Origin of the sequence: Aurantiacibacter gilvus, assembly GCF_038289935.1 — a bacterium.
Lineage (GTDB): Bacteria > Pseudomonadota > Alphaproteobacteria > Sphingomonadales > Sphingomonadaceae > Alteraurantiacibacter > Alteraurantiacibacter gilvus.
This window is the reverse complement of sequence record NZ_JBBYHV010000001.1, coordinates 1,370,216-1,391,055: the sequence shown is the minus strand read 5'-3', so window position 1 is coordinate 1,391,055 and position 20,840 is coordinate 1,370,216. Positions and strand designations below refer to the sequence as shown.

Sequence of the window (20,840 nt, the reverse complement as noted above, 5' to 3'; positions counted from 1 at the left end):
GTCGCGATGGGCCTCGTCCTGGCAGACGACCTCCTTGGCACCGGCCTCCTGCGCGTCCAGCGCGAGATCGACGCCGCCTTTGACGCCTTGCTTCCCATCCCGGACGACGCCCGCGCGCCGCTGGTCGAAGCCATGCGCTACGCCACCATCGACGGCGGCAAGCGCGTGCGGCCCATGCTGCTGGTCACTGTGGCGGAAATGTATGGCGCCAGCCGCGACGCCGCCGTGCGCGCCGGTTCCGCGATCGAGGCGATCCACGTCTATTCGCTGATCCATGACGACCTGCCGTGCATGGACGATGACGACATGCGCCACGGTAAGCCCACCCTGCACAAGAAGTTCGACGAAGCGACCGCCGTGCTGGCGGGCGATTCGCTCCATGCGCTGGCGTTCGAGGTGCTGGGTGGAACCCATGTCAGCAACGATCCCTTCATCCGCGCCGAACTGGTCCACGCGCTCGCCACGGCCAGCGGCCATAACGGCATGGCGGGCGGACAGGTGATGGACATGGCTGCCGACAAGGAGGAGTTCGACCTCCACGGCGTAACCCGCCTGCAGCAGCTGAAGACCGGGGCCCTGCTGGGCGCGGCGGTGGAAATGGGCGCCATCCTGGGCAAGGTTCCGGCCGACGGCAGGGCGCACCTGCGCAACTATGCCCGCGACATCGGCCTGGCTTTCCAGATCGCCGATGACCTGCTCGATGAAGAGGGCGACGAGGCCAAGGCCGGCAAGGCGCTGCGCAAGGATGCAGAGCAGGGCAAGGCCACCTTCGTTTCACTGATGGGCGTCGATGCCGCGCGGGCACAGGCGCATGCGCTGTCGGAACAGGCAATCGGCCACCTGTCGAACCACGGTGCAGAGGCTGACCTGCTGCGCGCACTGGCGCGCTTCATCGTGGAGCGGGATCGCTAATGACTGAACGCATCGGCCTTTACCCCGGCACTTTCGACCCCTGCACGCTCGGCCATGCCGATATCCTGCGGCGCGGGGCCAAGCTGGTCGACCGGCTGGTGATCGGCGTCACCACCAATCCCAGCAAGAACCCTATGTTCACGCCCGAAGAGCGGATGGACATGATGCATGGCGAAATCGCGCGGCTCGGCCTGGACAATGTCGAGATTCGCGGGTTCGATGCCCTGCTGATGAAATTCGCGCGTCATGTCGGTGCCGGCGTCATCATTCGCGGACTGCGGGCCGTCGCCGACTTCGAATACGAATACCAGATGGCGGGCATGAACCAGCAGATCGATGCATCGATCGAGACGGTGTTCCTGATGGCCGACATCTCTTTGCAGCCGATCGCCAGCAAGCTGGTGAAGGAAATCGCCCTCTACGGCGGGGACATCGCGCCCTTCGTCAGCCCCGCGGTGAAAGAGCAGGTCGTCGCCCGCGTCGCTGAACTCGGCCAGCGCGGCGACTTGTGACAGCTGTGCATATGTTCATTGAACTGTCATGCCGCACCCGATAGAGCCGCAACCGATATTTACCAATCAGTCTTGGACAGGATTATGATCCGCCACATCGCGTTGTCGGCCGCTGCCGCTCTCACCCTCATCTCCGCACCTGCCATGGCACAGGACGTTGACCTGTCGCCTGCGGTCGAAAGCACCGATGCCACCAATGCCGAAGCCCGCGTGCTGCCACTGCGGGTGAACTTCGACATGCAGGAAGACCGCGAGAACATCCTGCTGCTCGACCTGTCGACGGGTGAGCGCGTGGCTATCCGCCTCGTGCCCGAATGGGCGCCCAACCATGTCGAGCGGATCAAGACGCTGGCGCGCAATGGCTTCTACAACGGCGTGCCGTTCCACCGCGTGATCGACGGCTTCATGGCGCAGACGGGTGATCCGACCGGGACCGGCCAGGGCGGCTCGACGCTGCCTGACCTCGAAGAGGAGTTCAACTTCCTCCCCCACGTGCGCGGCACCGTTTCCATGGCCCGCGCCGATTCCGAGGACAGCGCCAACAGCCAGTTCTTCATCGTCTTCTACCCGCGTTTCGCGCTGGATCGCCGCTACACCAACTTCGGCCGCGTCATCCAGAACATGGCTGCTGTCGACGCCATCCAGCGCGGCGAGCCGCCCAGCAACCCGACGCGCATCCTGCAGGCCAGCATCGCTGCCGACGACGTTCCTCAGATGATGCCCGCCGATGTCGCCCCGGCCCAGCCCGAGCGGATCACGCTCGACATGCTGAACGCGCCCGAGGGCGAATGATGCCGGAATAGCGTCACGCCATGCGCGTTGACCTGTTCGATTTCGACCTGCCGCAAGAGCTGATCGCGCTGCGCCCTGCGCGGCCGCGCGATGCTGCGCGCATGCTGGTGGTGGAAGGGGACAAACCCTTTGCCGACCGCGGCGTGCTCGACCTGCCGCAATACCTGCGGGCTGGTGACGTGCTGGTGTTCAACGACACCCGCGTGATCCCGGCCCAGCTCGAAGGCCACCGTGGGGAAGCCAGGATCGGCGCGACCTTGCACAAGCGCGTGGACCTGCGCCGCTGGCAGGCCTTCATCCGCAACGCCAAGCGGCTGCGCGAAGGCGACACGGTGGAATTCGGCGCGAACGTAACCGCCGTGGCCGAGCAACGCCACGCCGACGGCAGCTTCACGCTCGCTTTCGCGGGCGACGAGCCGGTCGAGGTGCTGCTGGAACGGGCAGGGCGCATGCCGCTGCCGCCCTATATCGCCGGCAAGCGCGAAACCGACGCACAGGACCGCGAAGACTACCAGACCATGTTCGCGCAGAGGGACGGGGCCGTGGCCGCGCCGACCGCCGCGCTGCACTTCACCGATCGCCTGATCGCCGCGCTCGACGCGGCGGGCGTACAGCGCGAGACGCTCACCCTGCACGTGGGGGCGGGCACCTTCCTGCCGGTGAAGGCGGATGACACCGACGACCACCGGATGCATGCCGAATGGGGCACCATTGACGCCGACACTGCGGACCGCCTCAACGCGGCGCGCGAAGCGGGCGGGCGGCTTATTGCGGTCGGTACCACCAGCCTGCGCCTGCTCGAAAGTGCGGCAGGCGATGATGGCAAGATCCGTGCCTTTTCGGACGACACGTCGATCTTCATCACCCCCGGCTACCGTTTCAAGGCGGTGAACGGCCTGATGACCAATTTCCACCTGCCCAAGTCGACGCTGATGATGCTGGTCTCTGCCTTGATGGGGCGCGAACGCATGCAGGCGGTATACGCCCACGCCATCGCGCAGGGGTACCGCTTCTATTCCTACGGCGATTCAAGCCTGCTTCTGCCCGAAGGCTGAGCGCTACTCCGTCGTCTTGCCGTCGAAGTGTTCGTGCGCGGCTTCGGCGTCGGCGCATGTTGCGTGCACGGTGCCGTCGATGTGCTCGGGCGGTCCGTAGATGGTGTAGAGCCTGAGCGGCTCGTCACCCGTGCAGCGGACATTGTGCCGCGCTCCCTGTGGCACGATCACGGCGTCATCGGCTTTCACCGCATAGACATTGTCGTCGACCGTCACTTCGCCTTCGCCCGCTTCGAAGCGGAAGAACTGGTCGCGGTCGTCGTGGACTTCGGCCCCGATTTCCTCGCCCGGCTGGATCGTCATCAGCACCAGTTGCAGGTTGTGGCCGGTGTAGAGCACCTTGCGGAACAGCTCGTTGTTCTCGGTCGCGGATTCGATGTTATCGAAATAGCCCTTCATGGTGCAGCTCCTTCTCAGACGTCGATGGATTGGTCCAGGCCGTTATGCGGGCAGTCCGCACCACGGCACAAGCGCCGTTCTGGCAGCGCCAGCCAACGAATGCCTTGAGCCGCATCAAGAAAAGGTCCTCTTGTAAAACCCACCTCTGCGTCCGAATTATGCGTGATGCCTGATCCGATTCTCGACATTCGCGGCCTTGAAAAAACCTACAAGGGCGGCGTCCAGGCGCTGAAAGGCGTCGACCTGACCATCAGGCGCGGAGAGATCTTCGCGTTGCTGGGTCCCAATGGCGCAGGCAAGACCACGCTGATCGGCGCGACGTGCGGCCTGGTGAACGCCACCGGCGGGACGATCGAGGCCTTCGGGCTCGACACCCGCAAGCACTGGCGTGAGGTGCGCAGCCGGATCGGCCTGGTGCCGCAGGAACTGGCCACGGACATGTTCGACAAGGTGATCCGCCAGATCCGCTATTCGCGCGGCATGTTCGGCCTCGCGCCCGACGAAGCGCGGATCGAGGAAGTGCTGAGGAGCCTCAGCCTGTGGGACAAGCGCGATGCGGCTATCCGCGAACTGTCGGGCGGCATGAAGCGCCGCGTGATGATTGCCAAGGCGCTGGCCCACGATCCGGAGCTGCTCTTCCTCGATGAACCCACTGCCGGCGTCGACGTCGAACTGCGGCGCGACATGTGGCGGCAGATCGACGCCCTGCGCGCGCGCGGCACGACGATCATCCTCACCACCCATTATATCGAGGAAGCGCAGGAAATGGCCGACCGGGTGGGCGTGATCAACAAGGGCGAGATACTGCTGGTCGACGACAAGGATGCCATCATGGCGAAGCTGGGCAGCACCGAGGCGCACTTCACGCTGGATAGCGCGCTTGCCGAGGTGCCTGCACCCTTGTCCGGTTATGCCGTCCACCTTGAGGACGAAGGCAAGCGCCTCGTCTATCGCGGCGGTGACGGCACAGGCGCGGGCAAGCGCGAGGTGGCCGAACTGGCCTGCCTGCTGGTGCAGCAGCAGATCGCCTTCAACGGCATCGAGACTCGCGAGAGCACGCTGGAGGATATCTTTGTCGGCCTGCTGGAAGACCGGCAGGAGGTGGCGGCATGAGCAGCTACATGAACTGGCGCGGTGCCTATGCCATCCTGCGCAACGAACTGCTGCGCTTTTTCCGCACGGCCTTCGGCTCGATCGTCTCGCCGGTACTGACCACCAGCCTCTATTTCATCGTTTTCGGCTCCGCCATAGGCAGCCGCATGGCCGAGGTGAACGGCGTGCCCTACGGTGCCTTCATCGTTCCCGGCCTGCTGATGCTGACCCTGCTGGCAGAAAGCACCAGCAATGCCAGCTTCGGCATCTACATGCCCAAGTTCACCGGAGCGATCTACGAGCTGCTGTCGGCCCCGGTAGGCGTCGCCGAGACCGTGATCGGCTTCATCGGGGCGGCGGCACTCAAGTCGCTGATCATCTCGGCGATCATCCTCGTCACCGCCACGCTGTTCGTCGACTATTCGATTGCCCATCCGCTGCTGGCGCTGGGCTATATCGTGCTGGTGGCGGCGGCCTTCTCGCTTTTCGGTTTCCTGCTCGGCCTGTGGGCTGACGGGTTCGAAAAGCTCTCCATCATCCCCATGCTGGTGTTGACCCCGCTGACATTCCTGGGCGGCACTTTCTACTCGGTCGACATGCTGGGCGAGCCCTGGGGCACGCTGGTGCAGGTGAATCCGGTGTTCTACCTCGTCAACGGCCTGCGCTGGACCTTTACCGGCCAGTCCGACGTGCCCATCGCCGTGGCTTTCGGCATGACGCTGGCCTTCGTCGCGCTTTGCGTGGCTGCAATCGCATGGATCTTTAGGACAGGGTGGCGGTTGCGCGAATGATTGGCTAGCGGGGCGCGCATGAAGAAACTTGCCTTGCTTGCCATCCCTTTCGCCCTGACTGCCAGCCCGGCCGCCGCGCAGCTGCCCGAAGCCGCGCGCGCCATGATCGATGCCGCCATTGCCAATGGCGATGCCGACGATGTCGAGGCCGTGGTCAATTCCGCGCGCACCGCCTTCCCCGAAGATGTCGCTGAAATCGACGCGATCTTTGCGGCCTACACGGCGGAGCAGGCCGAACTTGCCGCAGCAGAGGCTGCAGCCGAGCAAGAAGCGATCCGCCAGGCAGGCCTGTTCGACAACTGGAGCGGGGAAGGGCAGATCGGCGGCTTCCAGTCCTCCGGCAATACCGACGAGATCGGCCTGAGCGCCGCTCTCTCCCTGCAACGCCAAGGCATCGACTGGGAGCACCGCTTGCGCTTGTCCGCCGACTACCGGCGACAGGACGGTGCCACGTCGCGCGAGCAGTTCCTCGCCAGTTACGAGCCGCGTTACCAGATCAACGAACGGCTGTTCGCCTTCGGCCTTGCCCAGTTCGAACGCGACAGTCGCCAGGGCTATTCGGCGCGCTATTCGGTTTCGAGCGGCCTCGGCTACCGCGTGATCGACACCGACACGATGGAGCTGTCGGTGAAGGCCGGCCCCGCCTACCGCGTCACCGAATTCAACGACGGCACCAGCACCAGCCGCCTTGCCGCACTGGCCGGCCTCGATTTCGACTGGGATATCACCGACACGATCAAGCTGACGCAGGACGCCAACTCCACCGTCGAGACGGGCGGGGAGGCACTGGTGATCATCGACAGCTCGAACACCAGCCTTACGGCCACGACCGGGTTGGAAGCCAGCATCACCGATGCCTTGCGTGCCCGTCTGGCGTGGTCCATCGAGTATGACAGCAATCCCGCTGCAGGTGCTGTCAGCACCGATACGCTCACCCGGTTCACGCTGATCTATGGCTTCTGATCGTCCCCGCTTCCGATTTTCGGTCAGTGCGACTGACGGGAAGGCGCGCACCGGCCAGATCGAGATGCGGCGCGGAACGATCCGCACGCCTGCCTTCATGCCGGTGGGGACGGCGGCCACGGTGAAGGCGATGAAGCCCGAGACCGTGCGTGCCACGGGGGCGGATATCATCCTCGGCAATACCTACCACCTGATGCTGCGCCCCGGCGCTGAACGCGTCGCGCGGCTCGGCGGCCTGCACCAGTTCATGCAGTGGGACCGGCCGATCCTGACCGACAGCGGCGGCTACCAGGTGATGAGCCTCGCCGAATTGCGCAAGCTGACCGAGGAAGGCGTGACCTTCCGCAGCCACATCGACGGCTCGAAGCACATGCTGACGCCCGAGCGCTCGATGGAAATCCAGCGCCTGCTCGGTTCTGATATCGTGATGGCCTTCGATGAATGTCCGCGCGCGGACCGTCCGATCGGGGAAATCGAGGCCAGCATGGAGCTGTCGATGCGCTGGGCCAAGCGCAGCCGCGATGCCTTCGATGCAGGCGGCGAGCATGCGGCGCAAAGCGCACTGTTCGGTATCCAGCAGGGGGCCCTCGACCAAGGACTGCGGGCCCGTTCTGCCGAGGCCCTGCGCGCCATCGGCTTCGACGGCTATGCCATCGGCGGCCTCGCCGTGGGCGAGGGGCAGGAAGCCATGTTCGCCACGCTCGACTTTGCGCCTGGCATGCTGCCCGAGGACGCGCCGCGCTACCTGATGGGTGTGGGCAAGCCCGACGACCTCGTCGGCGCGGTAGAGCGCGGGGTGGACATGTTCGACTGCGTGCTGCCGACCCGCTCGGGCCGCAACGGGCAGGCCTTCACCTGGACCGGCCCGGTGAACCTGCGCAATGCCCGCCATGCGGAGGACACGGCACCGCTCGACGAGCGCTGCACCTGTCCGACCTGCGGCAAGTATAGCCGCGCCTACCTGCACCACCTCACCAAGTCGGGCGAGATGCTGGGTGCCATGCTGCTGACCGAGCACAACCTGTCGTTCTACCAGCAGCTGATGCAGGCCATGCGCGACGCGATTGCGGCAGGCAAGTTCGCGAATTTTGCGGATAGTTTCCGGAACGACTATCTTTCGCGGAAGTGATGTGTTGATTTGCCCTCAAACGGAGGGACCATGAAATACAACACCTTGTCACTTGGATTTGCCACTCTCGCCATTGCTGTGGCCAGTCCGGTCCAGGCTCAGGTCGGCAGCCCTGAAGACCTTGCCGGCCGCTTCGGGGCAAGGCCCACGGTGCTGGACATCAGCCTGTCGCCTTCGGGTACGCAGATTGCCTATATCACCTCGGACAATGCCACGACCGAGATCCTCTACGTAGTCGATCTGAATGGCGAGGGGGAACCGCGCGCCCTTACCAGCCTGAGCGAAGACAATGCCGAGATGACCCAGTGCGACTGGGCGAACGAGGTGTGGCTGGTCTGCGAACTGGTGGCCTATGCTCGCGTCGACGGAAGGGTGCCTATCAACTACACCCGGATGTTGTCGGTGGCGACTGACGGGTCTGACCCGAACCTGCTCACCTCGAGCCGCTCGCTGCGGTCGTATGGCGTGATGCAGGATGGGGGTTCGGTTCTTTCGCTCGATATCGAAGGCGAGGAAAACCGTATCCTGATGACCCGCCAGTTTCTTGAAGAATCCAGCCTCGGAACGCGCCTTGCGAACGAGGAGTCGGGCCTGGGCGTCGAGATGGTCGACGTCACTCGCAATCGCCGCCGCACGGTCGAAGACCCTGACGAATATGCAGTTCGCTACGTCGCTGACGAGCACGGCGAGATTCGCGTCAAGGTGCGCCGCCCGCGCGATATCTCCGGTCGGCTGACGGGCGATACCCTGTATTTCTACCGTACTCCGGATTCGAGCCGCTGGAATGCCTTTTCAGGTGACCTGTCCGGCTTCAACCCCGTCGCCGTCAGCGCGGAGGAGAACGTCGCCTATGGCTTCCAGACCCTCGATGGCTACCGCGCGCTGTACCGCGTTACCCTGGACGAGAACGCTGACAGCGAACTGGTGCTGGCCCGCGACGATGTCGACGTGGATGGCTTGATGCGCATCGGTCGCCAGCAGCGCGTCGTGGGCGTCTCCTACGCAACCGAAAAGCGCCAGATTGCCTATCTGGACGAGGACCTCGGCAACCTGGCTGGCCGCTTGCAGGCGGCCCTGCCAGGCAGTCCTCTGATCAGTATTGTCGATGCTTCTTCGGACGAGCAGACGCTGCTGATCTATGCCGGTAGCGACGTCGATCCCGGCATGTACTACCTGCTCGAACGCGCCAACAATGCCCTGTCGCCCTTGCTGCCGACGCGCGATCACCTGGAAGGCATGGAAATGGCCCCGATGACGCCGGTGGAATTCCCGGCGGCGGACGGCACCATGATACCCGGCTACCTCACGCTGCCGCTGAACAGCGAAGGCGCCATGCCCGCCGTGGTCATGCCGCACGGTGGCCCCGGTGCGCGCGATTATTGGGGCTTCGACTGGATGGTGCAGTTCTTCGCTGCCCGCGGTTACGCCGTCCTCCAGCCCAATTTCCGCGGGTCGAGCGGCTATGGCGAGGCTTGGTTCGGTCGCAACGGTTTCCAACAGTGGGAAGTGGCCGTCGGCGATGTGAACGACGCCGGCCGCTGGCTGGTGTCCGAAGGCATTGCCGATCCCGAACGCCTGGGCATCGTCGGCTGGTCCTATGGTGGCTATGCCGCATTGCAGTCGCAAGTGCTCGATCCGCAGCTTTACCAGGCCGTGGTCGCCATCGCCCCCGTCACTGACCTTGAGCAGGTGGTGGAAGAAGCGCGCGATTACACCAATTACCAAGTCGTTCGCCGCTTTGTCGGCGATGGCCCGCACGTGGAGGAAGGCAGCCCGGCCAACCACGCTGACCGATTCGAGGCGCCCGTCCTGCTGTTCCACGGCACGACTGACATGAACGTGGGCAATTTCCAGTCCCGCCGCATGGAAGACCGGCTGGAAGCGGCTGGCCGGACGGTGCAATACGTAGAATACGAAGGCTTTGATCACTACCTCGATCACGGCCAGGTGCGCGGCAACATGCTGTTGGCCATAGACACCTTCCTGACCGAGCATCTTGCCGAATAAGGCACCAGGGGCCAATCTGCTCGGCGGATGGAGTCGTAGCCGATGGCAGAACGGAAGCCCCACGAGACAGGCATGAACAGCGGCGGGCACACGCGCCTGCTGCTGGTGCTGGTGGTGTTCTTCGCGGCCCTTTCGGCCGTCTGGGGGGTACTGTTCCTGTTCGGCTCTCCGGCGACTGCGCCGACGGGCGAGGCGGCCGGTGAGGCCGCGGCACCTGCCGTTACCACGGCGAGTTTCACGCCGCCGCCCATGTCCAGCATTCCTGATGGCCCGCTAGGCGATTCAATCCGCCGCGGAGAGGCATTGTTTCGAGAAACGGGCATTCACGCCAGTAACTATGTCGGCAGCGGGCTGACGTGCAGCAATTGCCACCTCGATGGCGGCCGCGATCCCAATTCTGCCCCGATGTGGGCGGCCGCCGCCATGTTCCCCGAATATCGGCGCAAGAATGACCGCATCAACACGATGGAAGACCGGATCTTGGGGTGCTTCATCTACTCGATGAACGCGTCAGCCTCGCCCGCCGGTGTGCCGCCGCCCGCCGGACACGACATTTACCGCGACCTGATGTCCTATTTTTCCTTCCTGGCGACCGGCGCGCCGACCGGTGTCGAGATGCCAGAGCGGGGCTTTCTCGATGTTGCCGACCCCGCGCAGGAGCCCGATCTGTTGCGCGGCGCGCAGGTCTATACCGAGCAGTGCAGCCTTTGCCATGGCGAGAACGGGGCAGGGGTAGCCAACCCCGACGGCACCTATGCCTACCCGCCGCTGTGGGGCGATCATTCGTACAATTGGGGGGCAGGCATGGCGCGGCTGTCCAATGCGGCAGGCTTCGTCAAGGCCAACATGCCCTTCGGCAACGGCATGAGCCTGACCGACCAGCAGGCCTGGGATGTCGCCGCCTATATCGACAGCCAGGAACGTCCGCCCGATCCGCGCCAGCAAGGCACCAGCATCGAGGCCACGCGCGCGGCGCACCATGCCTCGGGCGACTATTACGGGCAGGTGATCAACGGAGACCTGCTCGGCGACGGCCTGCGCTAGGCGCCAACGAAAAAGGGCGGCCCGCGAGGACCGCCCCTTTTTTATTTCGTCGTCCGTTGCCGGATCAGCGCGAGTAGAACTCGACCACCAGGTTCGGTTCCATCTGCACCGGGTAGGGCACTTCGTCGAGCGAGGGAACGCGCGAGAAGGTGACCTTGTCGTTGCCGTCGACAACCACGTACTCGGGGATGTCCCGTTCCGGCAGGCTCTGGGCTTCGATGACCAGGGCCATTTCCTTGGCCTTGTCGCCCAGCGAGATCACGTCGCCAACATCGCAACGACGCGAGGCGATGTTGCACTTCACGCCGTTGACCTTGATGTGGCCGTGCGAAACGATCTGGCGCGCAGCGAAGATCGTCGGAGCGAACTTGGCGCGGTAGACGATCATGTCGAGACGACGCTCGAGCAGGCCGATCAGGTTCTGGCCGGTGTCACCCTTCATGCGGGTGGCGTCCTTGTAGGTGGCGCGGAACTGCTTTTCGGTCACGTCGCCGTAGTAGCCCTTGAGCTTCTGCTTCGCGCGCAGCTGCAGGCCGAAGTCGGACATCTTGCCCTTGCGGCGTTGGCCGTGCTGGCCGGGGCCATACGAACGCTTGTTGACCGGGGAATTCGGACGACCCCAGATGTTTTCGCCCATCCGGCGGTCGAGTTTGTGCTTGGCGCGAGTGCGCTTCGACATAAGTCACTTCCTTCAATTCGCGGACCATCCCAGCGATGGCCATTCAACCCGGCATCGCACCGCCTGACCGGCCCCTTGCGGGAATGTCAGGCGCGGCTACCGCTTCACCGGGGTGCGGAGCCAATTTCAGCGAAGGCGCGCAAATAGCGTTGCACGCGGTTAAGTCAAGTGTTCAGCAGCCGCCAAACTGGTCTTGGACGCATTCCGCGCCGCCCGAGGCGTTCCGGCCCATCTCGCGGACCCCACCGGCGGTATTGCGTTCGAGGTTGGCCCATTCGTTGCGGGTCATGCAGGTGCGCCGGCGACGGGTGAGAGATCCCGTGATGCGCTCGGTGCGGCAAACGACTTCCTCGCCGAGGTCATCCTCGTCAGGGGCTTCCTCTTCCACCTGGGTAGAGGGAACTGCGGCCGCCTGCTGCTGCTCCTGCTGCTCCGGTTCTGCCTGCTGGGCCAGCGCGACAGAACTGCCAGCAAGCAGTACTGCCGTGGCAAGCACGTGATATCTCATGATCCATTTCTCCCTTTCCGGCGCGAGCCATATCATGGCCGCCACTGATTTTCAGGGATAAATTGTATCAGCCTGTCGTGGAGGCCTTCACGGCAGGTCGTCCCTGTCGGATCGTCCCAGCGACGACAGCACGCCGCGCAGGGTGCGCACCTCCAGGTGGTTCCAGCCCGGTTTGGTCAGCACGCCGCGCAGGGTTCGCCGCGTGGCTGCGGAGCGGCCTTCCGGGAGGAAATAGCCTTTCGGCTCCAGCAGGCTCTCTAGGTGCCCGATCAGTCCGTCGAGTTCGTCCTGCGGTGCGGGAGGAAGCAGTTCTTCCTCGGTTGGCATGACCAGGTCGCGGTGCTTGGACAGCTCGTAGGCGACGAGGATCACGGCCTGGGCAAGGTTGAGCGAGCCGAATTCCGGATTGATCGGCGCGGTGATGATGGTGCGGGCGAGGGCGACGTCCTCGGTTTCCAAGCCGGATCGTTCCGGCCCGAACAGGATCGCGCTGCGACCCGGCTGCCGGGGAATGTCGCGCGCGGCCTCCTCGGGCGTCTGGACCGGCTTGGTGACGCCGCGCTTGCGCACGGTTGTGGCGTAGACGTGGGCGCAGTCGGCCACGGCCTCGGCAGTGGTTGCGAAAACCTGGGCCCTTTCCAACACGACGTCGGCACCTGCGGCGGCCGGACCTGCAGACGGATTGGGCCAGCCGTCGCGCGGGGCGACCATCCGCAGTTCGGTGAGGCCGAAGTTGAGCATGGCCCGCGCCGCCTTGCCGATATTTTCGCCCAGCTGCGGGCGGACAAGGACGATGACCGGGGAAGGCGTGTCAGTCGGCGCCATTGCCACCAGCCTGCTGCACCGTGCTGGCAAATTCCTCGAAATCGCGTGCTTCGGAGAAGTCGCGATAGACGCTGGCGAAACGGATATAGGCGACGCTGTCGAGCTGGCGCAGGCCTTCCATCACCATTTCGCCGATGCGGGAGGAGGGGACTTCGCTTTCGCCTGCCGTTTCCACCTGCCGCTGGATGCCCGATACCAGTTGGTCGATGCGTTCCTGGTCGACGCCGCGCTTGCGGCAGGCGAGCGAGACCGACTGTTCGATCTTGGAGCGGTCGAAGGTTTCGCGCCGGTCGCCCGATTTCAGCACGGCCACTTCGCGCAACTGCACGCGCTCGAAGGTCGTGAACCGCGCGCCGCAGCCTTCGCACTGGCGGCGACGACGGATCGTCGTGTTGTCTTCGGTAGGGCGCGAATCCTTTACCTGGCTGTCATCATGCGCGCAGAACGGGCATCTCATCGGGTGTTACCGGACATGACAGGTCAGGGACGGACCCGCTTGTAGAGCATGTACCCGGCGCCTGCGAGCAGGCCCACCGGCCAGCTGATCACGGGCAGCACGGCACCGGCAACAGCACCGATGGCTGCCCCGGTCAGTACCGGAGCGGTCGAGGGATGCTGCATCCCTTTGCGGCCCATGTCCTTGGCCTCATTCATCGCATCCTTGAGGATGAAGCGATCGATATTGTCATCGTTCCTGCGCGGATCAGTCATGGCTTACCTCCCGGGATAGACAGGGAATGCGGCACACAGTTCGCCAACTTCGCGGCGGACGCGTTCTTCGACCTGTGCATCGCCTTCATCACCGTTGCGGGCCATGCCGTCGACAACTTCCGCCAGCAGGGCGCCGACCTTGCGGAATTCGGCCGGGCCGAAACCGCGTGTGGTTGCCGCCGGAGTGCCGAGACGCACGCCGCTGGTAACAAACGGCGAGCGTGGCTCGAACGGGATGGCGTTCTTGTTGCAGGTGATCAGCGCGCGGTCGAGACCCTTTTCGGCCGCCTTGCCGGTCACGTCCTTGGGTGTGAGGTCGGCCAGCATCAGGTGGTTGTCCGTGCCGCCGGAAACGATGGTGATGCCGGCTTCCTGCAGGCTGGAGGCCAGCGCCTTGGCATTCTCGACGATGGCGGCAGCGTAGGAGCGGAATTCCGGGCGCAGCGCCTCGCCGAAGGCCACGGCCTTGCCGGCGATGGTGTGCATCAGCGGGCCGCCCTGCATGCCGGGGAAAACCGCCATGTTGAGCGGCTTTGACAGTTCCTCGTCGTTCCACAGGATGATGCCCGAACGCGGGCCGCGCAGGCTCTTGTGCGTGGTGGAGGTCACCACGTGGGCATGCGGGAAGGGCGAAGGGTGGGCACCGCCGACCACCAGGCCGGAGAAGTGCGAGATGTCCGCCAGCAGGTAAGCGCCAACTTCGTCGGCGATCTTGCGGAATTCCGCAAAGTCCCAGGTGCGCGGATAGGCCGTGCCGCCGCAGATTATCAGCTTGGGCTTGTTCTCATGGGCAAGGCGGCGAACCTCTTCCATGTCGATGAGGCTGTCGTCGCGGCGTACGCCATAGGGCACGCAGTTGAACCACTTGCCGCTCATGTTGACGGGCGAACCGTGGGTCAGGTGGCCGCCGCTGGCGAGGTCGAGCCCCATGAAGGTGTCGCCCGGATTGAGCAGGGCAAGGAACACCGCCTGGTTCATCTGGCTGCCGGAATTGGGCTGGACGTTGGCGAAATTGCAGCCGAACAGCTGCTTCGCGCGTTCGATGGCGAGCGTTTCCAGCTCGTCCGCGAATTCGCAGCCGCCGTAATAGCGCTTGCCCGGATAGCCCTCGGCATACTTGTTGGTAAAGACGCTGCCCGTGGCTTCAAGCACTGCGGGGCTGGCCACGTTCTCGCTCGCAATCAGCTCGATCCCGTCGCGCTGGCGGCCCAGCTCCTTGCGGATGATGCCATAGACCAGCGAATCGGCCTCCTCGAGGCCCTCGCTCCAGAAGCGGTCAAGCGGGTTGGCGGAACTGGCGGACTGGCTGGCGGACATTACGGGGACTTTCAGGACGGGTTGGACAGCTTGTCGACACGGCGCTGGTGGCGGCCACCGGCGAATTCCGTGTCGAGGAAGGCAGCGAGGCAGGCCTTGGCCATGTCGCTGCCGGTGAGGCGTGCGCCCATGGCGATGATGTTGGCATCATTATGTTCGCGTGCGAGGCTGGCCGATAGAGGTTCGGAAACCAGCGCGCAACGCACTGCGGGGTTGCGGTTGGCGGCCATGGAAATGCCGAGGCCGGAACCACACAGCGCCACGCCGCGATCAACGGTTCCTTCGGCGACAACGCTGGCCAGCAGGTAGCCAAAATCGGGATAGTCGACGCTTTCGGCAGATTCCGGGCCGAGGTCTGCAACCTCATGGCCCTGTTCGATCAGCCACTCGCGCAATTCGGATTTCAGGGCGAGGGCGGCGTGGTCGGAGGCTATGGCGATCTTCATGGCGCCCACATAGGGACGGAGCGGCTGCGATGCCACTGCAAAAGGGCTTTGTCCCCGACTAGGCTGGCTTCATTCCGTCCCGAACACGAGCAGCATGTTTCCGGGCATCTTGCCGAGGAAGGCATAGCCCGAGCTGACGATGAGATTGCCGTCGTAGACGATCGGTGCCGCCCCGCCGCTCATCGAGCCGCCATTGCCGGTCGCGCCGTTGACACTGGTGAACTCGCGCGCGGTGTCGAAATCCCAGAGGACTTCGCCCGTTTCGGCGGAAAGGATGCGCACATGCCCGTCGGCTGCGCCCGCCACGACCATGTCCGGAGTGGCGGTGATCGCGGCGGTGTAGCCGGGTTCGCAGAACATGCGGCCCGCGCAGATATCGGGCGAGGGTGCGGACCAGACCGGCTCACCCGTAGCGACGTCGAGCGCGTAGACGCCGGGGCTGCGGGGATGGTCGGCCTCAGGGTCGGTCGGGCCGTCGTTGATCGGGACATAGAGCCGTCCGCCGGCGGCAGCGATACCGAAGTGCACACCGCCCAGTACACCGCCACGGCCCACGCGTGTCTCCCAAAGCAGTTCGCCGGTGTCCGGATCGAAGGCATAGGCGACGCCCGATTTCTGCCCTGCCAGCAGGTATTCGCGGCCGTCCGCGCCGCGAGCCATCACGGGAGCCGCTCCAAAATCTGCATCGGGTCCGGCATCCTCGGGGCAGTTTTCTCCTACGGTCCCGGCCGGGTTGGGCCAGCAGGCCACGTTCCAGGCGTCACCGGGTGTGACCTGCGTTGCCCAACGGATCGCGCCGGTGGTGATATCCAGCGCCACGATGGCATCGCTCAGGTGCGTGGCGGGCTGGGTGTAGTTGTCCCCGGTGGCGACGTAGACCATTTCCCGCTCCGCATCTACGAGCGGGGCGGACCAGATGGCGACGCCCGAAGGCCCCAGCGTCGGAACGCCAAGTTCGTTTGCCCCGTTTACGTGCGGCTCGCCCACCATGAATGTCTGCCAGCGCGTCTCCCCGGTCATTGCGTCGAGAGCCAGCAGCGAGCCGCGGAAGGTGCAGCATTCGTAGGTCGGGATCGCCGCAGAGCCTTCCTCGCCCGAAGAAACGGGAACGAACAGCGTATCGCCGTGGAGCGCCGGGGTGCCGGTTAGCAGGGCAAAGCCGTGCCCCTCCACGCGCCGCGCCCAGACTTCCGCGCCTGTCACCGCGTCGAGCGCGTAGGCGTAGCCGAGGCTGTCACCGAAAAAGACCAGCGGGCGCGCATCGGTATCCTCCGCGTCCCACGGGCTTACCACCACGCCGCTGCGCACGCTCGAAGCGGCCTGGTAGGTCCAGCGGGTGCAGCCGGTCTCGAGGTCGAGCGCGTATAGCGTGCCGTCGCCGCCGCCGACATAGATGGCACCGCCCGCGATGGTCGGCTGCGAACGGGTTTCGACCGTCTCGGGAAAAGCGAAGGCCCAGCGCAGCGTTAGGCGTTCGGCATCGGCAGCGGTCATACCCGCCACTTCGCTCGGGATCGCGTGGGCATTGCCGGCGTCGAGGCCCCAGCCCGCAAAGGGCGGCGGACTGCCACGGTCGAACTGCGCGGCTTCACCCTCGCAGCGGAACAACGGAGGGGTTTGCGCCGCCAGACCAAGCGGACGGTTGGCGATAACTTGCGCCACCGCGGCGCGTTCCTCGTCGGACAGTGCAGCCGCTTGCGCCTGCATCCGTCCGCTTTCGAGCACGCGCAGCACGCGTTCAGGCGAGAGTCCACCGAGCGCCATCGCCGAGGGGGCATGGGTGCCAGGGTTATCGTGGCAGGCAGCACAGCTGCTGGCGTAAACCTCGGTGCCCAGCGCGCGGGTGGCGGCGTCCAGCGGGTCCGGGCCGCCTTGGGCGAGTGCCGCTGACGTGCTGCAGAGAGCGGCCAGCATGGCCAGGAACCGGATAACCCTACGCATCATTCCCCCTCGTCGCGTTCGCAAATTCCATTGTGAACTTGCCTGTTCCTAAGGGCGGGCTATCGGTCGGTAAAGGGAGAGCCACGTGACCGAAGACGACTATCACCGCTATATCGAGGCCTTCAACGCGCGCGATTACGATAGGTTGGAGACCTTCTTCGCCGACGACTTCGTGCTGGAAAATGCCGGTTTTGCCGTGCGCGGCAAGGCCGCCTTTCGCGCCTTCTACGGCTTCTTCCACGACTACTGCCGCGAGGAGGTGGAATTCCGCGAGTTCTTCCCGGGCAAACAGGGCTTCGTCTCCAACGTGGTGATCTGGTTCACCGGGCTGAAGGAGCTGTCGCAGGAAGAGCTGGACGTGCGCGGCTATGGCGGCATGACGCCGATTCCCGTCGGCATGCGCGTTCCGGTGGAGTTCTACATCCACTACCTGCTGAACGAGGAAGGCCTGATCCGCTACATCAAGGGCGCGGTCTGGGTGCCGGAGGCACCTGCCGCTCAGTAAAGCCGCGGGACCGGGTCTTCCGAAGGCCAGCCGCGGCCGCGACCGATGGGCAGGAAGTCGAAAAAGGCGTTGATCGAATGGATCGATCCGCCCCAGATCTTGAAGGCTTCCATCGTCACCAGCGCGTTCCCCGGGCCGTAGGAATCGGTGAAACCGAAGTTCATCCACAGCAGCACCGTGCCGTTTTCCTCGTCCACCGCGACGACGCTGGGGATGAGGCCGGGATGGACCATGATCCGCTGGCGGGCAGGGTCGCAGGGCGTGAAGCGGCAGCCTTCGCCGGCGGTGATGACGCCGTTCTCCACCCGGTAGGCTTCTGGCGCGAAGGGCACGCGGGCGTCGATGAAATTGCCCAGCCGCAGCCCCTCGGCATAGCGGTAGGCTATGTCGACCATGTCCTCGCGCGACTGGCGCATGCCTTCGGGCACTGGTGCGTCCATGCCGCGCACTGGCTGGTCGAGCACGGCAGGCTGGAAGGGCGAATCCGGCGTGGCGCGGTGGACGATGGTCTCGATGCCGCTGATTTCGCCATCATCGACATGCAGCGCGACCGAGATCAGCACCGGCGTCTCGCCTTCGAAGAAGTCGACGTGGGCTGCGGCGACTTGCCGGGTAGTGTCGAGATAGTCGTGCCGGAAAGTGCCGCGTGCGGTCAGGCTCTGCCAGGCGCCTTCGCCCATCGGCAAGGCGCGGCCGCCTTCGGTATATTCGGCGTCCTCTGCCAGTGGCAGCGCGGAGGGATCGTGCGCCATCATGGCATCGACATATTGCGTCACGAGATCGCCCAGGCAGGCGCGGTCGCAGTGATTGTCCTGTGCCATGGCCGGCGCCGCGAACAGCGCGGCGCAAGCCACGACAAATGCCTTTATCGAATGCATCGAAAGTCCCTCCCAAAATCCCTCATTGCCGGTTTAGCACGATGTTTCAGCGGGTAAACCTGATCATGTCTGCCGTCTTTTCGCCGATCATCAGGCAAGCGAGGTTGGGATTGCCGCGCGGCAGGGCGGGCATGATCGAGGCATCGGCCACGCGCAGTCCTTCGACGCCGTGTACGCGCAGCTGCGGGTTGACCACGGCCATGTCGTCAGTGCCCATGCGGCACGAGCTGGCCGGATGCGAGCGGTGCGTGGCATTGGCGCGGACGAACCGTTCGAGTTCAACGTCGCTCTGCAAGGCCTCGCCGGGCTGGGTCTCGCGGTCGATCAGGCGGGCGAGCGGTTCCTGCGCGTAGATCTCGCGGGTCAGGCGGATCGAGCGCACCATGCCTGCCATGTCGCCGCTGGCCGAAAACATGTTGAGGAAGATGCGTGGCGGATCGCGCGGATCGGCGCTGCGCAACTTCACCCAGCCGCGCGACTTCAAGGGCAGGTAGCCGGTGCGGACGGACAGGAAGCTCTCGGGCTTGCGCTGCAATCCGGGCACCCACAGGCGGGCATTGCCGCTCATCGGCAGGCACATCAGCTGCATGTCGGGCCGGTCAAGCCCCGGCTTGGAGCGCATGAAGACGTTGGCAAGCGTGCCCGTATAGGCGAAGGGGCCGTTGCCGCCGAGGAACCACTGGGCCGCAGCCATGGCCGCGCGGTCGATCCGCAGGTGGCGCGTGAGGCCAAGGTCGTCCTTCAGCGCATATTCGTGGATCACCACGGGATGATCGGCAAGGTCGCTGCCGACGCCGGGCAGGGCGTGAACCGGATCGATACCGAGCGTGCGCAATTCGTTGGGATTGCCGATGCCGGACAGCATCAGGATCTGCGGCGAGCCATAGGCCCCGGCGCTGACGATGATCTCGCTTGCGGCGGTAATGCGTTTACGCGCCGTGCCCTCGGCCACCTCGATTCCCGTGGCGCGCCCGTTCTCGACCACGATCCGGGTCACTAAAGCGACGGTCAGCACCGTCAGGTTAGGACGCCCCTTGGCCGGATCGAGGTAGGCGCGGGCAGAGCTGGATCGCCTGCCGCCTGCCACGGTCGATTCCATGTGGCTGATACCGTCCTGTTCGGCGGCATTGGGATCGTCGCAGTAGGGGATGCCGACCAGTTCCGCCGCCTCGCGGTGCGCTTCGAACAGCAGGTCCGGCCCCTCCATGCGGGTGATGCCGATGGGACCATCGCCGCCATGCCATTCGTTTCTACCGCGCCAGTGGCTCTCCAGCTTCCTGAAGTAGGGCAAGACATCGTCGAAGGCCCAGCCATCGCAACCGGCCTTGGCCCAGTCGTCAAAGTCCCGCCGGTTGCCGCGTACGGCGATCATGGCATTGATCGCGCTTGTCCCGCCCAGCGTCTTGCCGCGCGGCAGGCCCAGGGTACGATTATCGAGCGCGGGTTCGGGCTCGCTTTCGAACTGCCATGTCCCGATCTTGCCCAGCGCCACACGCGGGAAGGCCAGCGGCATCAGTTGCAGCGGATGGCGGTTTGGCCCTCCGGCCTCGACCAGCAGCACCGAACAGGTCGGGTCCTCGCTCAGCCGAGCGGCAATCACCGCGCCGGACGAACCGGCACCCACGACGATGTAGTCGTACCCTCTCCCCATTGGCCGAGCATGACGCCAAGCAGGCGGTGCGTCCAGCGGGTTAGTCGAGGGCCTTCTTCAACCACTTGTACAGCGCCTTCACTTCGCCCGCCGCCTTGCCGTCAGGGTCGATCTCGCTGGCGACTTCGCCCTTGGATGAGGAACGGTGGAAATCGGCGCGCTCGCCGAACAGGATGGGGCAGGTTTCCAGGCCCATTTCCTTCACCGCCGCCTTGGCTTCCTCGACCATCTTGGTCGCGCGGGCCGGAACGCCGTTGAGCACGACGTGCGCCGGGGTGCCGGTAAAGCTGACCATGTCGGCAATGCCTTCCAGCGCGTGCAGGTCGAAGGCGCGCGGGCGGGTGGGGATGAGGACGAGGTCCGCCGCCTTGATCGCCTCGCGCATGGCCGCTTCGGCGTGGGGCGGGGTGTCGATCACCACCAGCTCGCAGCCTTCCCTGGCGGCGTTCTCGATGGTGCGGGCGAGGCGGGCAGGCGGACTGGTGACCACGGCCGGCAGGAAATCGCCGCGCCAGTCACCCCATGCCGCGGCGGTCGCCTGCGGATCGGTGTCGATCACGCAGGTCTGCTTCTTCTTGTAGGCCGCATGGGTGGCCAGGTGCAGCGCGAGCGTTGTCTTGCCCGATCCGCCCTTCTGGCTGACGACGGCGATGACCTTGGTTTCGGTGGACACGGAAAGGGAC

General features: G+C 65.0%; 23 protein-coding genes. 11 read left to right on the top strand and 12 right to left on the bottom strand.

The genetic code is table 11. The features are described from left to right. Positions 1–6 precede the first annotated feature (6 nt). The 4 genes from AAEO60_RS06840 to queA all read left to right on the top strand — a co-directional run bounded on the left by AAEO60_RS06840 (position 7) and on the right by queA (position 3,271). Entirely contained in the window at positions 7–912 is a 906-nt protein-coding gene (locus tag AAEO60_RS06840) for a polyprenyl synthetase family protein (protein ID WP_341672905.1), read from the top strand. After that, entirely contained in the window at positions 912–1,424 is a 513-nt protein-coding gene (coaD, locus tag AAEO60_RS06835) for a pantetheine-phosphate adenylyltransferase (protein ID WP_341672904.1), read from the top strand. Before AAEO60_RS06840 ends, coaD begins: the two co-directional genes overlap by 1 nt. 84 nt (positions 1,425–1,508) lie before the next feature. Then, positions 1,509–2,216 carry a peptidylprolyl isomerase gene (locus AAEO60_RS06830; RefSeq protein WP_341672903.1) on the top strand — a complete coding sequence of 236 codons (708 nt, stop codon included), beginning with the start codon at positions 1,509–1,511 and terminating at the stop codon, positions 2,214–2,216. Between the two features lie 20 nt (positions 2,217–2,236). Next, positions 2,237–3,271 carry a tRNA preQ1(34) S-adenosylmethionine ribosyltransferase-isomerase QueA gene (gene queA, locus AAEO60_RS06825; RefSeq protein WP_341672902.1) on the top strand — a complete coding sequence of 345 codons (1,035 nt, stop codon included), beginning with the start codon at positions 2,237–2,239 and terminating at the stop codon, positions 3,269–3,271. Positions 3,272–3,274: 3 nt separating this feature from the next. Here the strand turns inward: queA and AAEO60_RS06820 are convergent, their stop codons facing one another. Continuing rightward, positions 3,275–3,670 carry a cupin domain-containing protein gene (locus AAEO60_RS06820; RefSeq protein ID WP_341672901.1) on the bottom strand — a complete coding sequence of 132 codons (396 nt, stop codon included), beginning with the start codon at positions 3,668–3,670 and terminating at the stop codon, positions 3,275–3,277. Between the two features lie 165 nt (positions 3,671–3,835). Here AAEO60_RS06820 and AAEO60_RS06815 point away from each other — a divergent pair, with 165 nt between their 5' ends. From AAEO60_RS06815 to AAEO60_RS06790, 6 genes are read left to right on the top strand one after another with little or no spacing between them, the layout of a single operon-like run. Further along, a complete protein-coding gene (locus AAEO60_RS06815; protein ID WP_341672900.1) occupies positions 3,836–4,783 on the top strand; it encodes an ABC transporter ATP-binding protein in 948 nt (315 codons plus the stop codon). Next, positions 4,780–5,553: an ABC transporter permease gene (locus AAEO60_RS06810; protein ID WP_341672899.1), complete on the top strand. Its 774-nt coding sequence runs from the start codon at positions 4,780–4,782 to the stop codon at positions 5,551–5,553. Before AAEO60_RS06815 ends, AAEO60_RS06810 begins: the two co-directional genes overlap by 4 nt. A gap of 18 nt (positions 5,554–5,571) precedes the next feature. Then, positions 5,572–6,516, top strand: coding sequence for a DUF481 domain-containing protein (locus AAEO60_RS06805; RefSeq protein WP_341672898.1), 945 nt, complete (start codon positions 5,572–5,574; stop codon positions 6,514–6,516). Further along, positions 6,506–7,645, top strand: a complete 1,140-nt coding sequence (gene tgt / locus AAEO60_RS06800; protein ID WP_341672897.1) for a tRNA guanosine(34) transglycosylase Tgt — start codon at positions 6,506–6,508, stop codon at positions 7,643–7,645. Before AAEO60_RS06805 ends, tgt begins: the two co-directional genes overlap by 11 nt. Before the next feature lie 30 nt (positions 7,646–7,675). Continuing rightward, complete coding sequence (locus AAEO60_RS06795) at positions 7,676–9,652, top strand: S9 family peptidase (RefSeq protein ID WP_341672896.1); 1,977 nt, start codon at positions 7,676–7,678, stop codon at positions 9,650–9,652. Between the two features lie 42 nt (positions 9,653–9,694). Continuing rightward, complete coding sequence (locus AAEO60_RS06790) at positions 9,695–10,696, top strand: c-type cytochrome (protein WP_341672895.1); 1,002 nt, start codon at positions 9,695–9,697, stop codon at positions 10,694–10,696. A 64-nt stretch (positions 10,697–10,760) separates the two neighbouring features. On the opposite strand, the gene rpsD is transcribed toward AAEO60_RS06790, so the two are convergent. From rpsD to AAEO60_RS06750, 8 genes are all read right to left on the bottom strand, one after another. Then, positions 10,761–11,375, bottom strand: a complete 615-nt coding sequence (gene rpsD / locus AAEO60_RS06785; RefSeq protein WP_341672894.1) for a 30S ribosomal protein S4 — start codon at positions 11,373–11,375, stop codon at positions 10,761–10,763. Between the two features lie 172 nt (positions 11,376–11,547). Then, a complete protein-coding gene (locus AAEO60_RS06780) occupies positions 11,548–11,883 on the bottom strand; it encodes a hypothetical protein (protein WP_341672893.1) in 336 nt (111 codons plus the stop codon). Between the two features lie 87 nt (positions 11,884–11,970). After that, positions 11,971–12,708, bottom strand: coding sequence for an RNA methyltransferase (locus AAEO60_RS06775; RefSeq protein ID WP_341672892.1), 738 nt, complete (start codon positions 12,706–12,708; stop codon positions 11,971–11,973). Then, positions 12,695–13,165 (bottom strand): transcriptional regulator NrdR, encoded by a 471-nt coding sequence (gene nrdR, locus AAEO60_RS06770; protein ID WP_341672891.1) that lies wholly within the window; start codon positions 13,163–13,165, stop codon positions 12,695–12,697. The genes AAEO60_RS06775 and nrdR overlap by 14 nt, the downstream gene beginning before the upstream one ends. Before the next feature lie 23 nt (positions 13,166–13,188). Further along, complete coding sequence (locus tag AAEO60_RS06765; protein WP_341672890.1) at positions 13,189–13,419, bottom strand: hypothetical protein; 231 nt, start codon at positions 13,417–13,419, stop codon at positions 13,189–13,191. Between the two features lie 3 nt (positions 13,420–13,422). After that, complete coding sequence (gene glyA / locus AAEO60_RS06760) at positions 13,423–14,736, bottom strand: serine hydroxymethyltransferase (RefSeq protein ID WP_341672889.1); 1,314 nt, start codon at positions 14,734–14,736, stop codon at positions 13,423–13,425. A gap of 11 nt (positions 14,737–14,747) precedes the next feature. Beyond that, positions 14,748–15,182: a ribose 5-phosphate isomerase B gene (gene rpiB, locus AAEO60_RS06755; protein ID WP_341672888.1), complete on the bottom strand. Its 435-nt coding sequence runs from the start codon at positions 15,180–15,182 to the stop codon at positions 14,748–14,750. Between the two features lie 69 nt (positions 15,183–15,251). After that, positions 15,252–17,126 (bottom strand): outer membrane protein assembly factor BamB family protein, encoded by a 1,875-nt coding sequence (locus AAEO60_RS06750; protein WP_341672887.1) that lies wholly within the window; start codon positions 17,124–17,126, stop codon positions 15,252–15,254. 82 nt (positions 17,127–17,208) lie between these two features. On the opposite strand from AAEO60_RS06750, the gene AAEO60_RS06745 reads away from it, so the two are divergent. Then, positions 17,209–17,628 carry a nuclear transport factor 2 family protein gene (locus AAEO60_RS06745; protein ID WP_341672886.1) on the top strand — a complete coding sequence of 140 codons (420 nt, stop codon included), beginning with the start codon at positions 17,209–17,211 and terminating at the stop codon, positions 17,626–17,628. On the opposite strand, the gene AAEO60_RS06740 is transcribed toward AAEO60_RS06745, so the two are convergent. Genes AAEO60_RS06740 through parA form a run of 3 tightly spaced genes read right to left on the bottom strand, consistent with a single transcriptional unit; the run spans position 17,622 to position 20,830 of the window. Beyond that, positions 17,622–18,506 carry a DUF8021 domain-containing protein gene (locus AAEO60_RS06740; protein ID WP_341672885.1) on the bottom strand — a complete coding sequence of 295 codons (885 nt, stop codon included), beginning with the start codon at positions 18,504–18,506 and terminating at the stop codon, positions 17,622–17,624. The two genes, AAEO60_RS06745 and AAEO60_RS06740, sit on opposite strands and share 7 nt — an antisense overlap. A 46-nt stretch (positions 18,507–18,552) precedes the next feature. Beyond that, on the bottom strand, positions 18,553–20,157 hold the full coding sequence (locus AAEO60_RS06735) for a GMC family oxidoreductase (protein ID WP_341672884.1): 1,605 nt from the start codon (positions 20,155–20,157) through the stop codon (positions 18,553–18,555). A gap of 40 nt (positions 20,158–20,197) precedes the next feature. Further along, positions 20,198–20,830: a ParA family partition ATPase gene (parA, locus tag AAEO60_RS06730; protein WP_341672883.1), complete on the bottom strand. Its 633-nt coding sequence runs from the start codon at positions 20,828–20,830 to the stop codon at positions 20,198–20,200. Positions 20,831–20,840: the final 10 nt, after the last annotated feature.

Bases quoted from the DNA above. Each gene is read 5' to 3' on its own strand.
- AAEO60_RS06840 (WP_341672905.1), top strand. From the start codon at position 7: ATGGGCCTCGTCCTGGCAGACGACCTCCTTGGCACCGGCCTCCTGCGC.
- coaD (WP_341672904.1), top strand. From the start codon at position 912: ATGACTGAACGCATCGGCCTTTACCCCGGCACTTTCGACCCCTGCACG.
- AAEO60_RS06830 (WP_341672903.1), top strand. From the start codon at position 1,509: ATGATCCGCCACATCGCGTTGTCGGCCGCTGCCGCTCTCACCCTCATC.
- queA (WP_341672902.1), top strand. From the start codon at position 2,237: ATGCGCGTTGACCTGTTCGATTTCGACCTGCCGCAAGAGCTGATCGCG.
- AAEO60_RS06820 (WP_341672901.1), bottom strand. From the start codon at position 3,670: ATGAAGGGCTATTTCGATAACATCGAATCCGCGACCGAGAACAACGAG.
- AAEO60_RS06815 (WP_341672900.1), top strand. From the start codon at position 3,836: ATGCCTGATCCGATTCTCGACATTCGCGGCCTTGAAAAAACCTACAAG.
- AAEO60_RS06810 (WP_341672899.1), top strand. From the start codon at position 4,780: ATGAGCAGCTACATGAACTGGCGCGGTGCCTATGCCATCCTGCGCAAC.
- AAEO60_RS06805 (WP_341672898.1), top strand. From the start codon at position 5,572: ATGAAGAAACTTGCCTTGCTTGCCATCCCTTTCGCCCTGACTGCCAGC.
- tgt (WP_341672897.1), top strand. From the start codon at position 6,506: ATGGCTTCTGATCGTCCCCGCTTCCGATTTTCGGTCAGTGCGACTGAC.
- AAEO60_RS06795 (WP_341672896.1), top strand. From the start codon at position 7,676: ATGAAATACAACACCTTGTCACTTGGATTTGCCACTCTCGCCATTGCT.
- AAEO60_RS06790 (WP_341672895.1), top strand. From the start codon at position 9,695: ATGGCAGAACGGAAGCCCCACGAGACAGGCATGAACAGCGGCGGGCAC.
- rpsD (WP_341672894.1), bottom strand. From the start codon at position 11,375: ATGTCGAAGCGCACTCGCGCCAAGCACAAACTCGACCGCCGGATGGGC.
- AAEO60_RS06780 (WP_341672893.1), bottom strand. From the start codon at position 11,883: ATGAGATATCACGTGCTTGCCACGGCAGTACTGCTTGCTGGCAGTTCT.
- AAEO60_RS06775 (WP_341672892.1), bottom strand. From the start codon at position 12,708: ATGGCGCCGACTGACACGCCTTCCCCGGTCATCGTCCTTGTCCGCCCG.
- nrdR (WP_341672891.1), bottom strand. From the start codon at position 13,165: ATGAGATGCCCGTTCTGCGCGCATGATGACAGCCAGGTAAAGGATTCG.
- AAEO60_RS06765 (WP_341672890.1), bottom strand. From the start codon at position 13,419: ATGACTGATCCGCGCAGGAACGATGACAATATCGATCGCTTCATCCTC.
- glyA (WP_341672889.1), bottom strand. From the start codon at position 14,736: ATGTCCGCCAGCCAGTCCGCCAGTTCCGCCAACCCGCTTGACCGCTTC.
- rpiB (WP_341672888.1), bottom strand. From the start codon at position 15,182: ATGAAGATCGCCATAGCCTCCGACCACGCCGCCCTCGCCCTGAAATCC.
- AAEO60_RS06750 (WP_341672887.1), bottom strand. From the start codon at position 17,126: ATGATGCGTAGGGTTATCCGGTTCCTGGCCATGCTGGCCGCTCTCTGC.
- AAEO60_RS06740 (WP_341672885.1), bottom strand. From the start codon at position 18,506: ATGCATTCGATAAAGGCATTTGTCGTGGCTTGCGCCGCGCTGTTCGCG.
- AAEO60_RS06735 (WP_341672884.1), bottom strand. From the start codon at position 20,157: ATGGGGAGAGGGTACGACTACATCGTCGTGGGTGCCGGTTCGTCCGGC.